The 15,763-nt window shown below is 67.1% G+C and carries 8 protein-coding genes; 4 read left to right on the top strand and 4 right to left on the bottom strand.

From position 1 onward, the window contains the following. The first annotated feature begins 38 nt into the window (after positions 1-38). Positions 39-1,352 (top strand): serine hydrolase domain-containing protein, encoded by a 1,314-nt coding sequence (locus tag VGK32_03000; protein HEY3380706.1) that lies wholly within the window; start codon positions 39-41, stop codon positions 1,350-1,352. A 42-nt stretch (positions 1,353-1,394) separates the two neighbouring features. Here VGK32_03000 and VGK32_02995 read toward each other — a convergent pair whose 3' ends face one another. Both VGK32_02995 and VGK32_02990 read right to left on the bottom strand, forming a co-directional pair. Then, positions 1,395-3,227, bottom strand: a complete 1,833-nt coding sequence (locus tag VGK32_02995) for a M14 family metallopeptidase (protein ID HEY3380705.1) — start codon at positions 3,225-3,227, stop codon at positions 1,395-1,397. 14 nt (positions 3,228-3,241) lie between these two features. Beyond that, positions 3,242-5,245, bottom strand: a complete 2,004-nt coding sequence (locus VGK32_02990) for a M14 family metallopeptidase (GenBank protein ID HEY3380704.1) — start codon at positions 5,243-5,245, stop codon at positions 3,242-3,244. Between the two features lie 334 nt (positions 5,246-5,579). Between VGK32_02990 and VGK32_02985 the strand changes: the two genes are divergently transcribed. Together VGK32_02985 and VGK32_02980 are read left to right on the top strand one after the other, a co-directional pair. Then, positions 5,580-5,948: a PadR family transcriptional regulator gene (locus VGK32_02985; protein HEY3380703.1), complete on the top strand. Its 369-nt coding sequence runs from the start codon at positions 5,580-5,582 to the stop codon at positions 5,946-5,948. 21 nt (positions 5,949-5,969) lie between these two features. Continuing rightward, positions 5,970-8,675, top strand: coding sequence for an ABC transporter permease (locus VGK32_02980; protein ID HEY3380702.1), 2,706 nt, complete (start codon positions 5,970-5,972; stop codon positions 8,673-8,675). Positions 8,676-8,690: 15 nt separating this feature from the next. Here the strand turns inward: VGK32_02980 and VGK32_02975 are convergent, their stop codons facing one another. Continuing rightward, positions 8,691-11,732: a hypothetical protein gene (locus VGK32_02975; GenBank protein ID HEY3380701.1), complete on the bottom strand. Its 3,042-nt coding sequence runs from the start codon at positions 11,730-11,732 to the stop codon at positions 8,691-8,693. Positions 11,733-11,908: 176 nt separating this feature from the next. On the opposite strand from VGK32_02975, the gene VGK32_02970 reads away from it, so the two are divergent. Then, entirely contained in the window at positions 11,909-14,017 is a 2,109-nt protein-coding gene (locus VGK32_02970) for a DUF4965 domain-containing protein (GenBank protein HEY3380700.1), read from the top strand. Here the strand turns inward: VGK32_02970 and ggt are convergent. Beyond that, positions 14,011-15,762, bottom strand: coding sequence for a gamma-glutamyltransferase (ggt, locus tag VGK32_02965; GenBank protein HEY3380699.1), 1,752 nt, complete (start codon positions 15,760-15,762; stop codon positions 14,011-14,013). The two genes, VGK32_02970 and ggt, sit on opposite strands and share 7 nt — an antisense overlap. Position 15,763: the final 1 nt, after the last annotated feature.

The raw sequence follows: 15,763 nt of genomic DNA, 5'->3' as shown, positions 1-15,763 counted from the left end.
ACCGTCTGTGACTGCACGGTTGTTTCCTCGAGGATCCTATGACACTCCGTCGTTCCTGGCTTGCCGTCGTCCTGCTCGTGGTCTGCCTCGCCCCGCTCGTGCAGTCTCAGACACTGCCCGTGACCTCGCCCGAGTTGGTGGGCCTGTCTGCCGCCCGCCTCGACCGACTGAAGTCCGTCGTGCGCGACTACGTGGACCGCGGCACGATCGCGGGCGTCACCGTGCTGGTGCTTCGGGCCGGCAAAGTGGCGTACTTCGAGCCCATCGGGCAGATGGATGTCGAGAAGAAGGTCGCCATGCGGAAAGACACGATCTTCCGGATGGCATCGATGAGCAAGGCGGTTACCTCAGTGGCGGCCGTCATCCTCATGGAGGAGGGCCGGTTGCGCCTCTCGGAGCCGGTCTCGAAGTACCTGCCCGCGTTTCGTCAGACGACCGTTGCTGTGGCGGCGCCAGGCCCCGGCAGCCGCTATGGAACCATTCCGGCGAGGCGCGAGATCACCATCCGGGACCTGCTGACGCACACGTCGGGCATCTCCTATGGCGGTGGGCCGGCTGCCGATCAGTACAAAGCGGCCGGGCTGTCGGGCTGGTACCTGGCGGACAAGAAAGAGCCGATCGCGCCGCTGATGGAGCGCCTCGCGTCGCTGCCGTTCGACGGGCAGCCGGGCGAGAAGTATATCTACGGCTACAACACCGACATCCTCGGCGCGGTGATCGAGAAGGCGTCCGGTATGCCGCTCGACCAGTTCTTCCGAACGAAGATCTTCGAGCCGTTGAAGATGGTCGATAGCGGCTTCTTTTTGCCGAAGGAGAAGCGGGATCGGCTGGCGACGGTCTACTCGACGGGCGCCGAGGGGAAGATCGGCCGGTCTGCCGAGGGTGGAACGGGACAGGGCGATTTCGTGGACGGTCCGCGCGCCTGTTTCGGCGGCGGGGCGGGCCTCCTCTCGACCGCCACCGACTATGCGCGGTTCCTGCAGATGCTGCTCAACGGCGGCGAACTGGACGGCGTGCGCGTGCTGGGGCCGAAATCGATCGAGATGATGACGTCGAACCAGATTGGCAAGCTGTACCGTGAAGATGGCACGCTTGGCTTCGGCCTCGGCTTCGAGACGACCGAGGACGTTGGCGGTGCAGGCCGGCCGGACTCGCGCGGCGCCTATGGATGGGGCAGCGCCTACTACTCGAAGTACTGGGTCGATCCGCAGGAGAAGCTCGTGGCGGTCTTCCTGACGCAACTCGCTCCGACAGGTGGACTCGACCTTCAGGACAAGTTCCGCTACCTGGTCTACCAGGCGATCGTCGGCCCGGTGCCGGTGGCGCCGACGGCCGCACCGCGGGCCAGGTAACGGATCGGGCCGACCGCTGACTGGCGAGCGCGCTTTCCGGAATCACTGCCGGAGTGGGATCTCCTTCGTCACCGTGCCGCCCTTCAGGCTCGCGTAGGTCACGGTCAGGCTGCCGCTGCCTTTCACCAGGTACTGCACCGTCTTGGTCGTGTGGCCGCCAATCCCGTTGCGGACGAGGATCCGCTTCAGGTCTCTCTGATCGATCGCCTGCGCGACTGCCGGGCGCCACTTGCTCGGCACCCAGCTGGCTGAGAGGACATCGACCGCCTTGCCGTTCACGCTCAGGATGTCGGGCGGCACGACGTTGTTGGTCGCGGCCTTGGCGAGGACGGTCGGCGCGGCCTTCTCGTTGACGAGATCGATCAGCACGCGATAGACGCCGTCCCCGATCTTCTCGACCTTGGTCTCGCCGACGCGCATCTTCGGCATCTCGTCGGCCTGATACAGCGTCCACGCCATGTTGCGGTGGCACAGTTCCTCGTTCATGAATCGCGGCGGTACCCGGCCGAACGTCTTCTTGAACGCGCCGCCGATTTCTACTTTGCCGAACTGCGGGTGGTCGAATTCCTTCCACTCGGTCAGTTCGTCGCCAAACTCGACGAAGTCGTTGAAGAAGTAGTTGGCGACCCTCGGAGCGATGGGGCTGTTCGGATCCTTCTGCTGATCCTTGAGCTCCGGACTCGTGAAGTACTGGCCGTTGTTCCAGAGTTCGTTCGAGAACGAGACGATGCCCAGGCCGTCGTTGCCCCAGTCGGTGACGCCGCCGTGCACCGTGTAGAGGCCGCTCCAGATGACCATGTACTTGTAGAAGGGCAGGATCCGTTCCGCGTTGCGGCCGAGTTCGTCGTAGGCGCGGACGTCGCTCGCCGGGTACTCGCCGGTCCACTCGGCACCGGGGCTCCTGAGGATCATGCCGCCGTTGTTGTGGTAGGTCTGGAGGCCTGCGATGTTCGGGTGCGCGAGGAGGAAGTCGTTGACGGCCTTCGCCTCCGGCAACTCGAACGGGTAGTCCATCGCGCCGCTCTGGATGTAGTTCGGCTGCCAGTCGGCGGCGAAGTTGCGGTTCGGGTCGTAGCTGCCAGGGCCGTCCTCACCCACGCGGCCGTCGCCATCGTGGTCGATGCCTTCCATGCCGAGCAGCACGTAATCGCCAACCTCGCCCGGCTTGACGGGTTCGAGGATCCGCGGATCGAGAGCGCTCTTCTTGTGCGTGCCCTGCCCGGGCACATACTTGCGAATCTGCTCGATGACGCCGTTGCCGTTCAGATCCTCCGGGCCGTCCTCGTCGAACTGGTAATCGTTGTCGTCGTCCACCGGCATGTGGCCGGTGCGGGCGCCCTGACCGGTGCCGTGCATGAAGTAGTCGCGGCCGTCGGGATTCACCGTGGGGACGATGTAGAAGGCGCGCTCGTTGACGAGCCTCGTGATGCGGTCGATCTTGCCGTAGTTCTCCATCAAGTACCACAGGGTGTAGATGCAGATCTCACCGCCCTGGATTTCGTTGCCGTGGATGTTGGCTTCGATGTACATCGCCGGCTTGGAGGTGTCTGTGCCCGTGTCCGGGTTGTTGACGATCATCGCCGCGATGTCGCGGCCGCCGTAGCTCTTGCCGAGCGAGATGTACTTCAGGAACTTCGGATAGGCCTTCTCGAGTGCACGCATGTCGGCCTGGAGTTCGGCGACGTCGTGCCAGCGATCGAAATCGAGGCGAAGGGTGAAGGTCCGTTCCGCGCCCGCCGTTGGTGTCGGTGCGGTTGCGGCCGTCTTCGCCGGCTTGGTCGGCGAAGTGGTTCGGGTCTGGCCCGACCATGCGGGCAATGCCGCCGCCACCACCAGGAGGGCAGCGGTCGTCATGAGTCTGTGCATCGTGTTCATGATGATCCTCCTGCCTACTGAAGCGTCAGCGTGGCGGTGTCCGAGCCGCTCTTCTGCGACACGGCCTTGAGCGCAATCGTGGACCCGGGCTTTCCCTTGATCACCCACTCGAACGCCTGCCTGGTTCCGGATCCGGCAAGCGCCGCAATGTGATTGGTCTTCTCGTTGCCCGCGATGATCGTGTCGGGCGCCACGCCGAGCTGCACCATGACGGGCTTCACCGCGCGCGCGGCCGCGCCCTGGGCGAGAGCCGTTGGCAGGTAGCCGCTGTTCTCGACCTCCGCCTTGACGCGGTAGACCCCGGCGCCCAGGCTCGTGACCTCGGCCTTCGCGATGCGGACCTTCGAGAACAACGAGGAGAGGTAGAGGGCGAACTTCGCGTGCGACGCGCCGAGTTCCGCGATCTTGGCCGCAGGCGGGTTGGTCGTCGCATATGGCTTGAAGCCGCCGATCTCCACCTGGCCGAGGGTCGGGTGGGTGAACGGCGTCCACTGCACGAACCCGTCGATCTTCTCCGCGTCCATCCACTGCAGCAGGCGACGGTCGATGCCCTCTGCACTCGCGTCTCCACCCGGTTGGGCGTCGTCTCCAGTCTGTCCCTGCACGCCGCGACCGCGCTGGCCCATGGCCGCGCCGATCGCCGCGCCCGCTCCGCGCGGGGCGTCGGCGGGAGGGCCGGCTGTTGGGTTGCTACTACGCGCGGGGCCCGGGAGGCCCCAGCCCGGAGTCGAGAAGGAGGGCACACCGTACTGGTAGTAGCCGTACTCGAAGAAGGCGCCGGCCGGCGTGCGGGTCACGCCAGCGCTCCGAAGGCCGGTCACCTCGTGGTACTTGTCGCTGATTGCGCGGAAGTAGTCGATGTCGCCCGGCTGAACCGTTGTATTGGGCCGCCTCGCAGGCATGGCCGCGCGGCCGGTGAGGGGTTGCGCCGACGCGCCGCCGGGGCGTCCCATTGGCCCGCCCTCGTCGTCCATCATGAAGGGACGCCCTCCGCCGAAACCGCGTCCGGTCGGGACGAGATCCGCGAAGATGCCGGCCTTGCGGGCATCGGCCAGGCCTTTGCCCGCGAATTCCAGGAGATTGACCGGGTTCGCGGCGGCGATCTCGCCGCGCCGGTTCGGCGGAACGATGAGGTTGTCGCTCTCGCCGAAGGTGAGGATGGCAGCGATGTTCCGGTGCTTCACCACGTATTCGAGCACCGCCCGGGTCTCTGCCTCGCTGGCCATGTATCGCCCCGCGTCGGGCTCGAAATACGGATACTGGTGCATGAAGTTGCGGTTGATGTCGACGCCGCCGGGACCATCTTCAGCGATGAACCCGTCCTGGTCCTTGTCGAGGCCCTCCCAGTACAACGCGTAGGTGCCCGACTCGCCCCTGGCCGGATCGGCTCTCCTCATCAGCCGCGGGTCGTCCGGGCTGACGATGAACCCACCACTCGGATCCTTCGCCCGCATCACGGTGATGAATCCGTCCTTGTTCAGATCCTCCGGTCCGTCTTCATCCACACGACCGTCGTTGTCGGAGTCGAATGGCGTGGCGTTGGTACGCCGCCCGGTCTTCACGGCCGCGAACATGTCCTCGGCGCCATCGGGATTCACGCGCGGAATCACGTAGATGACGTGCTGGTCGAGGCGCTGCCTGATGGCCGCATCCGTCGGATAGCCGTTCAGCAGGAAGTCCACCAGGTAGAGGGCCAACTCGCTGCCGATGACGTGATCGCCCTCGAGGTTGGCGGCCACGAGCAGCGCCGGCCGCTGATCCACCGACACGCCGGCCGGGTTGGCAATCTCAATCGCCCAGAGGTCTCGTCCGTCGTGCGTCTTGCCGATCGAGACGATCTTCGCGATCGCCGGGTGCGCGGCCACGAGCGCCTTCAACTCGGCGGTGAGCCGCTGATAGTCGTGGTACCTCGAGAAGTCGGTGGCGGCTGCGGCTGGCACGGCCAGCCAGCCGAGGATGGCGGTCAACGCGGCGGCGCACGTCCATCGCGCGCGCACCCGCCTGATTGGAATCGACACGGCTCCTCCTCTGATTCGAACTGGGGGGTGCGGGCAGTCCGGTGGCGACGGGCGCTTCGTTGGAGAAAGGCGCGGCGGGAGCGGCCGGCCGAGCGACCTGAGCGTCCGGTGATCGGCTGAGGCTATCACAGGCACGAGGTCGGGCGCTCTACGATCAGGCCGCGGCACCTTCCTGCTAGAGATACTCGTCGATCGTCGTCGAGATCTGCCTTGCCGGAAGTGGTCGGCTGAGGTGATCTCAGGCACTGGCGCGGTCGGCGGGACGAATCGAGGCGGTTGGCGGTATCGGACGGCGGACGTTGTAGTATATCGACAAACGGTATAGTATGACGTCATGCGATCGAAACGACGCGATCCCGAGACCCTGCTGCCCCTCACGCCGGCGATGTTCCACGTGCTGATTGCGCTGGCCGACGGTGAGATGCACGGATACGCGGTCATCAAGGACATCAGCCGTCGAACCGACGGGCGTCTCCGCTTGAGCGCGGGCACGCTCTACGCCCTGATCAGGCGCTTCGTCGCCGAGGGCGTGGTCGAGGAGTCGGACATTCGGCCCGCGCCCTCGCTGGACGATGAGCGCCGGCGGTACTACCGCCTGACGGACTTCGGTCGAGACGTGGCTCGCGCGGAGGCCGATCGGCTCGAGCAGTTGATCGGCATGGCCAGAGCCAAGCAACTCGTGCCGTCGCCGCGGCGCGCATAGGAACAGGAAGGAGAGAGCGTCGTGCCGAGGGGATCTCGTACAAGGGCAGCGATCCGTATTCTCGTCCGTCTGTTGCCGTCCGACTTCAGACTGGACTACGGCGCCGAGATGGAGCGGACGTTCGAGGAGCAGCGCCGCGCGGCGCGCGGCGAGGAGGGACGCCTGGGTGTCGTTCGCCTCTGGACACAGCTCATCGGTGACATCGCGCGCACCGCGCCGCGTGAACACCTCGCACAGTTGCGACAGGATCTCGCCTATGCGTGGCGAGGCATGCGAGCCAACGCGGGCCTGACGTCGGTCATCGTCGTCACCCTCGCTCTGGGCATCGGCGCCAACACGGCGATCTTCAGTGTCGTCGACAGCGTGCTGCTTCGCCCATCGCCGATCGCGGGCCTCGACCGGCTCGTGATGATCTGGGAAACCGACCGCACCAGCAAGACGACGCGCGAACCGGCGTCCGTCCCCGACTACCTCGATTTTGCGGAACGGACCGGCTCGCTGGGGAGAATGGCCGCCTTCATGGGGAGTGCGGGTAGCCTGACGCCGCCAGGCGGCGAGGCCACGCGGTTGACGATCCTCAGCGTGACGCACACGCTCTTCCCGGTCTTGTCCGTGAGACCGGTGATGGGGCGGGCGTTCCTCCCGGAGGACGACGGACCGGCCGGGACGCCCGTCGCGCTCATCAGCGAGTCGCTGTGGAGACGCGCCTTTGGCGGCCGGCCGGATATCGTCGGCGCCACCCTGCCGATCGATTCCGTGCCGTACGGGATTGTCGGCGTCGTGCCGGACGTAGCGGACTTCGGCGTGCAGCAGATTCTGGCGGGCGCCGCGTACGGGCGGACGTTCGTCGATCGAGAGGCGGCGGCGCGTGTTGACGTGTGGTTGCCGTTGCGGCCCGACCCTCGACGATTCGCGCGCTCGACGCATCCCATCCTCGTGCTCGGTCGTCTCGAGCCGGGCGTCGCACCCGCGCGTGCTCAAGAGGTACTGTCGGCGGTCGCCTCCCGGTTGGAGCGAACCTATCCGGTGAACTCCGGTCGAGGGGTGTTCGTCGAGCCGATGACCGACGTCGTGTTCGGACGGATTCGGCCGACGTTGTACGGGCTCATGGGCGGCGTCGGCCTGTTGTTGCTCGTCGCGTGCGTCAATGTGGCGAATCTCCTGCTCGCCCGGGGCGCGACGCGGGTGCACGAAGTCGCGGTTCGGACCTCGCTCGGGGCGTCATGGAGCCGGCTGGCGCGGCAATTCCTGAGTGAGAGCCTGATGCTGTCGCTGGGGGCGGCGGCGGTTGGCGTCGGCGTCGCGTATCTGACCCTGCGCGGCCTGATGGCGATTGCTCCCGGCGGTGTGCCCCGGATGGACGCCGCATCGCTCGATCTCAGGGTGCTGCTGTTGACGCTCGTCGTCGCGACGTTGGTCGGTGTCGTCTTCGGCACCCTGCCGACGCTGCAGGCCTGGCGTGTGAACCTGCAGGACGCCCTGCGGACAGACGGGAAGCGACAGGGGTCGGGGACCCGCGACGGCTCGCGTCTTCGGGCGACGCTGGTGGTCGTCGAAGTTGCCGCGGCCGTTGTCCTCGTCACGGCCGCTGGACTCCTGGCCAAGAGCTACTGGCGTCTCGAAGCCGTGGACGCGGGCTTCCAGACGCCCGGCGTCACGAAAGCGGAATTCCAGCTGCCGGGCGCTCGCTATCCCGCCAGCCTGGCGAACTGGCCGCACTTCGGCGAAATCCACCGGTTCAACCAGCGCCTCCTCGATCGCGCCGCGAGCCTGCCCGGCGTCGTGGCTGCGGCCGTGGCGGGAAGCCATCCAGTGGACCCTGGCTTCACGACCTCGTTCTCGATCGTGGGGCGTGAAGCGGAGGCCAGGACCTGGCCGGAGATCTCAATCCGAATGGTCTCACCCGGCTACTTCCGGACGGTGGGTCTTCCCGTGGTGTCGGGGCGCGTGATCCGCGAGACGGACACGACCGATGGTCCGCCAGTGCTCCTGATGAACGAGGCGGCGGCGAGACGGTTCTTCGACCGGCGGGAACCACTTGGCGCGCATGTCGCGTTCTGGGGTGTGAAGCGTACGATCGTTGGCATCGTGGCGAACGAGCGCTTCCAGGGTCTGGCGGAGAACCCGCCGCTGGCGGTGTACTTGCCGATTGCGCAGGCTCCACCCATCGGAGGGGCGGAAGTGTTGCTGGTGCGGACGGCTGGCTCGGCGTCCCGCGAGGGCACGAACGAGTTGGCGGCCGCCATCCGGATGGCCGTCCGCGAGCAGGACTCCGCTCTTGCCGTGTTCGGCCTCGAGACGCTCCAGCAGACCGTTCGTCGGACGACGTCCGACCGGCGGTTCGCCACGGTATTGATCGGTCTGTTTGCCTTCGTCGCGCTTGGGCTGGCGACGATAGGAGTGCACGGGGTTCTGAGCTACTCGGTGGTGCAGCGGACCCGCGAGATCGGCATCCGCATGGCACTCGGCGCGCCGGCGGACACCGTTCGCCGGACCGTGATGCGGCAGGGCGTGAGACTGGCGTTGCTGGGTCTTGGAGTCGGCCTGCCCCTCGCGGTCGGAGCGACATCATTGCTCGGTCGGCTGCTGTTCCAGACGACCGCCGTTGATCCGGCCACCTACGCGGCCGTCGCAGTGACCCTGCTGGTCGTCGCGGCGGCCGCAAGCTATCTGCCCGCGAGACGGGCGACCAGCGTCGATCCGCTGACGGCCTTGCGGGCAGAATGAGCAGCCCACAGCGGGCTACTGCCGGGGCGCGGGTCCGGCCAACTCGTCCACCTGCCGCAGCAGTGTCTCCACCGCGGAGAGAACGGCCGCGGTGGGCGGGGCGTCCACCTCCTGGATGGTGCCGTAGATCTCGAGCAGACGATCGTGCAGTCCGCGGAGACGCGCGGCCGGCGTCGTGGGGCGCCCGTCGGGCCGCTCCGGGTCCTCGTTGCCGCGGACGTGGGCCGGTGCGGAAGGTTCGAGCGTCACGATGGCGTCGTGCACCCGGGCGATCGCGTCGTAGAGCCGCATCGACAGCGTGAACTGTCGGTCGAGGTCTTCCTGAGGAGTCTTCACCCGAGGATCCATCCTGACCACCAGCGGCTGTGAGAGCGCGGCGGCGCCAGCCGTCAGCTTCACCGTGTACCGGCCCGGAAGCACCCACGGCCCCTTCGGTTCGGGCGCCGTGTCATGAGGCGTCGCGGCGATTGGGTAGCCGAACTCGAAGGCCTTCGGCGGCGCGAGGCGCAGGTCCCACACGAACCGGTGCATCCCTGCCGTTGCCGGTGGTACCTGCGGCGGTCGCAGCCAGTACGCCGGCCAGTTGCCGATGTCCTTCACGGGTTCGACCCGTTCCGCGCTCGAGAAGCGGCGAATACGGCGCCCGGCCCCGTCGAGTACCTCGATCAGAACGGGCCCTGGCGGCGCGGTCTTCAGCCAGTAGTTGATGATCGCGCCGTCGGGCGGATTCTGGCCGGCAGGCTCATCGGGCGGCAACGGCGTGTCGGTGTTCTTGTTCCACTGGACGCGCCACGTGTCCTGCGGCTTGTAGAGAAAGGCGTCTGCGGCAACGGCCTGCGCATCAGCCTGACGGAGCGGTGTGATGTCGTCGAGAATCCAGAACGCGCGGCCGTGCGTTGCGACGACGAGGTCGTCGTCCTTCACGACGAGGTCGCGGATCGACGAGGCCGGCATGTTCAGGCGCAGCGACCGCCAGTGATCGCCATCGTCGAACGACACGTAGACCTCCTGCTCCGTGCCGGCGAACAGGAGGCCGCGCCGCTTCGGATCCTCGCGTACCGCATTCACCGTCGTACCGCTTCGGATGCCGGTTGTGACAGGAGCCCACGTGCGGCCGTCGTCGCGCGTGCGGAAGATGTGAGGACGGAGGTCGTCCAAACGAATGGTGTTGACCGCCGCGTAGGCGGTGTGCGCGTCGAAGTGCGACGCGTCGATGAGCGACACCTTGGCCCAGGCCGTCACGTCGGGCGGCGTGACGTTGTTCCACGTCTTGCCGCCATCGGTCGTGAGATGAATCAGCCCGTCGTCGGTGCCGGCCCACATCGTGTTGATGTCGAGTGGTGACGGCGCAAGGGTGTACACGACGCCTCGACCAGTCGGCGTCGCGCCGGGCGTTCCGCGGTACTTGCCCACGACGGTCGGGACGTCCCACGAGGGGCGTGTCAGATCGGGGCTCATCGCCGACCAGTGCCGTCCGCCGTCGGCGGTCTTCCAGACCGTGTTCGACGCGAAGTACAGCGTCTTTGGATCGATGGGCGAGAACAGCGTCGGTGCCGTCCGCAGCACCCGATAGCCCGCGCCTTCGCCACGCAGGACGACTGGGGCCACGTTTTGCACCTCGCCGTTGCGGCGATCGTAGCGGCTCACGCGGCCGCCGTACACGACGTCCGGGTCGAGTGGATCCGGCGCCACGTATCCGTACTCGTCCACGCCCACCGGATGCCAGTCGCGGAACGTGATCCGCCCATCGTCGCCCCGGCTGGCCACGCAGGCGGAGCCGCTCTCCTGCTGGCCGCCGCAGACGCGGTAGGGGAATGAGTTGTCCGTGCTGACGTGGTAGAACTGCGCCGTGGGCTGGTTGTACCACGAACTCCACGTCTGGCCGCCGTTGACGGTGATGACGGCTCCCTGGTCAGAGGCGAGGAGTATGATCTCGGGGTGGAGGGGGTTGATCCAGAGCCGATGGTAGTCGTCGCCGCCTGGCGCACCTCGTAGCGCGGTGAACGTCTTGCCGCCGTCCATGGATTTCCATGTGACCACGCTGGCGGAGTAGACGATGTCGGGATTGCGCGGATCGACTTTCACCTCCGCGAAATCGTCGCCGCGTTCGGTTACGAACTCGTTCGCGTTGATGCGCCCCCAGGTTTCGCCCCCGTCCTCGGAGCGATACAGGCCGCCGTTGCGGTCCGCCTGGATCGTGGCGAAGAGGCGCGCCGGCTTGCTTGGTGCCACGGCGATGCCGATCCGCCCGAGCCCGTCACGCTCGAACGTTGGCAGGCCGGCCGTCACCTGGCGCCACGTGGTCCCTCCGTCGGCGGACTTGTAGAGGCCACTGCCAGGCCCCCTGAAGCTGCCGTTCTCCCAAGGTGCCTGCCGCGCTTCCCACAGCACGGCGTAGACGATCTCCGGATTCGTCGGGTCGATGGCGACGTCGATTCCTCCGGTGTTCTCGTCCTTGTAGAGAACCCTCTGGAACGTCACTCCGCCGTCGACCGACCGGAAGATTCCGCGTTCGTCGTTCGGCCCGTACGGGTGCCCGAGCACGGCCACCCAGAGCCGGCTTGGATTCCTGGGATCCACGACGATCTGCGGGATCTGCTGGCCGTCACGCAGGCCCAGGTGTCGCCACGTGCGCCCGGCGTCCGTGGACTTGTAGATGCCGTCGCCAACCGACAGGTCGGGGCGCTGCAGCCCTTCACCGCTCCCGACGTAGACGATGTTCGCATCGGACGGCGCCACGGCAATGGCGCCGATGGAGCCGGTTGGCTGGTCGTCGAAGATTGGCGCCCATGTCCGGCCATAGTCAGTCGTCTTCCACACGCCTCCATTGCAGACGCCGATGTAGAACACGTTCGGCTCGTCGGGGACACCCGCTGCCGCCTTCGTGCGGCCGCCGCGGAACGGCCCAATCATCCGGTACCGCAGGGCACCGCAGCAGGCGGTCAGAACGTCCTGCCCCGGCTCGCTCGTCGGTTCGGTGGGGCGTTGAGCTATCGGCTGGACCTGGGACAGGGCGGTGAGAGCGGCAGTCAACGCGAGCAGGTGACGTAGCGACATGAACACCTCGTACTCTCGAAGTGTATGTCATTTCAGCGGCTGACACCCGCCACCGCCGAGCCGCCTTTTTCTTTCCGTGCAGACCGCACTTCCGGCAGAATGTCCCCAATCAGGTTGCCGGGTTTCGCCCGGCCGGATGGCGCCACTCGTCGGGTACCACATCGAGGAGACTTCGCATGCTCTGTCGGAGATCGCCGCTGCTCCTTTTCGCGAGCGCCATCATGGCTGTCGTCTGGCAGGCCGCGGCTGCGTCCGTCGCGGCTGGCGGGCCGGCGGCGCCGGCCTTCCGGCCGCCTGCCGTTCCCCTCGTCGCGCACGATCCGTACTTCTCAATCTGGTCACCGGCCGACCGCCTCACCGACGCAGCCACCGTCCACTGGACCGGCCGCGCGCAGCCGTTGACCTCGTTGGTCCGCGTCGATGGTCAGGCGTTTCGCGTGATGGGGGCGACGCCGGCCGACACCGCCGCGCTCCTCCAGCAGGCGCTGACGGTGAAGCCAACCCGCACCGTCTACCGCTTCGCGAACGCCACGGTCGAGGTCACGCTGACATTCCTCACGCCGTCGCTGCCGTCGGATCTCGATCTGTTGTCCCGCCCAGTCACGTATCTCCAGTGGGGCGTCCGGTCGATTGACGGCCACGCTCACCAGGTGCAGGTCTACTTCGATTGCGGCGCGGAGGTCGCGGTCAACACGCCGGACCAGGTCGTCCAACTCGACTACCCGGCTGTGAGCGGTCTCTCAGTGGCGCGGGTGGGCACCGTCACTCAGCCTGTCCTGGGCCGGGCGGGCGATGACGTGCGCATCGACTGGGGCTACGGATATCTTGCGGCTCCGGCGGATCCGCGAACCGTGGTTGCCGGCGGGAACGGCGGTCGGATGCGTCGCACCTTCGTCGCTGAAGGTCGCCTCGCGTCAACCGCTGACGCCACGCGTCCGGCGCCGGTCTCGGAGTCCCGACTGGCGATGGCCGTGGCATGGGAACTCGGCGCCGTCGGTGTCACGCCTGCCGAGCGGTGGGCGATGCTCGCCTATGACGATGTCTCGGCGATTCGGTACTTCTCGCGCGATCTGCGTGCGTACTGGCGGCGCAACGGGACCTCGATCGATGGCGCGCTGATCGCCGCGGCGCGCGATCGAGTCAAACTGGACGCCAAGGCGGCGGCGTTCGATGACGAGTTGATGCACGATCTGACGGGTGCCGGCGGCGAACGCTATGCGCAACTCGGGGCGCTGGCATTCAGGCAAACGCTGGCGGCCACCAAGCTCGTGGCCGACGAGAACGGCCAGCCGCTCCTCTTCCCGAAAGAGAACTTCAGCAACGGATGCATTGCCACAGTGGACGTGATCTACCCGATGGCCCCGCAGTACCTGCTATTCGGCCCGTCACTCGCCAAGGCACTCGTGGTGTCGAACCTCGACTATGCGAGCTCGCCGCGGTGGCGATTCCCGTTCGCGCCGCACGATCTCGGAACGTATCCGCACGCGACCGGGCAGGTGTACGGTGGCGGTGAAAAGACCGAGGAGGATCAGATGCCGGTGGAGGAGACCGGCAACATGCTGATCCTCGTGACGGCCATTGCGCAGATGGAGGGTAACGCGGCCTTTGCCGGCCGGTACTGGCCGGTTCTCACCAAGTGGGCCGAGTACCTGCGCGACCGCGGTTTCGACCCCGAAAACCAGCTCTGCACCGACGACTTCGCCGGTCACCTCGCGCACAACGTCAATCTCTCCGCGAAGGCGATCGTGGCTCTTGGCGCCTTTGCCCGGCTGTGCGAGATGCGTGGCGAGGCGGCGAATGCGACGGCGTATCGAGCGCTGGCCGAGCAGTACGCGGCGCGCTGGGCGAGGGAAGCCGATGATGGCGATCACTTCCGCCTCGCGTTCGACCGTCCGGGTTCGTGGAGCCAGAAGTACAACCTGGTGTGGGACCGCGTCCTCGGCTTGAACCTGTTTCCGGCCGCGATACTGAAGAAGGAGATGTCCTTCTACCGGCGCGTCATCGGACGGTACGGTCTCGCCCTGGACGATCGGCGGCTCTATACGAAACTCGACTGGATCACGTGGACGGCGACCCTGACCGGTGACCGCGCCGACTTCGACGCGCTCATCGATCCGATCTACGAGTTTCTCAACGCCACCCCTCAGCGCGTGCCGATGACCGATTGGTACTGGACGCACGACGCGACGAAGGCCGGCTTCCAGGCTCGGTCGGTGGTCGGAGGCGTCTTCCTCAGGCTTCTCTACGACGCCGCGGTATGGCGGAAATGGAGCGGGCGTCAGTAACCGGCCGCGCGGCCGTGCTTGCGCGGATCGAAGAGTCCTTCCCAGCCGGTTTTCGTGCGCGCGATGGCGGTGAGCGAGCCCGTGGCGCCCGCCTCGGTCTTGTAGCCCATCGCGGTCAGCGCCGCGACCACCTCGGGTGGCACGCCGCCCTTCTCGTACTGCAGCACGTCGGGCAGGGCCTGATGGTGGATGCGCGGGGCACCGACGGCATCGGCCAGCCGCATGTGGTGATCGATGAGATTGACGATGGCCTGAACCACCGCGGTGATGATTCGGGGCCCGCCGCGACCGCCCACGAGCATCAGCACCTGGCCCGCAGGGTCGAGCACGATCGTCGGTGCCATCGCCGACAGCATCCGCCTGCCCGGCGCAATCGCGTTGGCCTCGCCCTGCACCAGGCCGAACTGGTTCGGCGTGCCGGGCTGCACCGCGAAGTCGTCCATCTCGTTGTTGAGGAAGAAGCCGCCGCCAGGTACCCAGACGCCCGAGCCGTAGAGGCTGTTGATGGTCGTGGTGATGACGACCGCATTCCCCACGCGGTCCACGACGCAGTAGTTCGTCGTGTTCGTGCCTTCCTTCGCGGCCGCCGGCAGCTGGCTCGTTGGTGTCGCCCGGCGTGCGCCGATGCCTGCCGCCAGTGACCGGGCGTATGCCTTGCTCACCAGGCGCTCGAGCGGCATCTTCACGAAGTCGGGATCGCCGAGCGTCCCGTTCCGGTCGACGAACGCCCGCTGGAACGCCGCCGCCTGCCGATGGAGAGCGGCTGGGCTGTTCCATGGCGCGATGTCCGGCCACGTTTCCAAGATGTTCAAGGTTTCCACGACCGTGACGCCGCCTGAGGAGGACGGCGGCATCGCGAGCAGGGAGTGACCTCGGTAGCTCCCGACGAGCGGCGTGCGCCAGGCGGGCGCATAGCCGGCGAGATCGGCAGCGGTGATGGTGCCGGAGCCCCGCTTCATCTCGGCGACGACGGCATCCGCCACCGGACCGCTGTAGAAGCCCGAGGCGCCGTCCGAGGCGATGTGTTCCAGCGTACGCGCGAGGTCGGCCTGGACGAACCGCGTGCCGATCGCGGGCGGCTGACCGCCGGGCAGGAACAGCGCGGCACCGGCGTAACGCTTGATGAGGGTGGCGTTCTGCCGGATCGACATGTGGAAGATTTCGTCGACGATGAAGCCGTCGCGGGCCAGGCGAATGGCCGGCGCCAGCGCTTTCGCGCGCGGCAGGCTTCCGTGCTTCTCGAGCAGCGCGAGCAGGCCTGCGACGCTGCCGGGCACGCCCGACGCACGGTGGCCGATCAGACTCTGATCCGTAGGCTTGCCGTTCGCGCCGATGAACATGTCACGCGACGAGGTGGCCGGAGCCGTCTCGCGGTAGTCGAGCGCGCTCATCCGGCCGTCGGCCAAGCGCACGACTGAGTAGCCACCACCCCCGATGTTGCCGGCTTCCGGGTAGGCGACGGCAAGGGCGAAGCCGACCGCGACGGCGGCATCCACCGCGTTGCCGCCCGCCTTCAGAATCTCGACGCCGGCGTCGGTAGCCAGCGCGCAGTTGGACACCACCATCCCGTTCGGCGCGCCGGGCGCCTGAGCGCCGGGCTTGTAGCTCCATGCCGACGGAAAGGTTGCCAGTTCGGCGTTTGCCGGACGCGGTGAAGCGGCTTGGCCCGTCTGGCCTTGCAGGTGGTCTCCGGCAGGCACCAACATCAGGCCGATGAGGAGTACGGTCGCAGAGAGATAGCGCATA

It is taken from the genome of Vicinamibacterales bacterium, assembly GCA_036504215.1.
Classification (GTDB): domain Bacteria; phylum Acidobacteriota; class Vicinamibacteria; order Vicinamibacterales; family Fen-181; genus FEN-299.
Note: the sequence above shows the minus strand (reverse complement) of the source record. Positions and strands in the feature narration are given on the sequence as shown.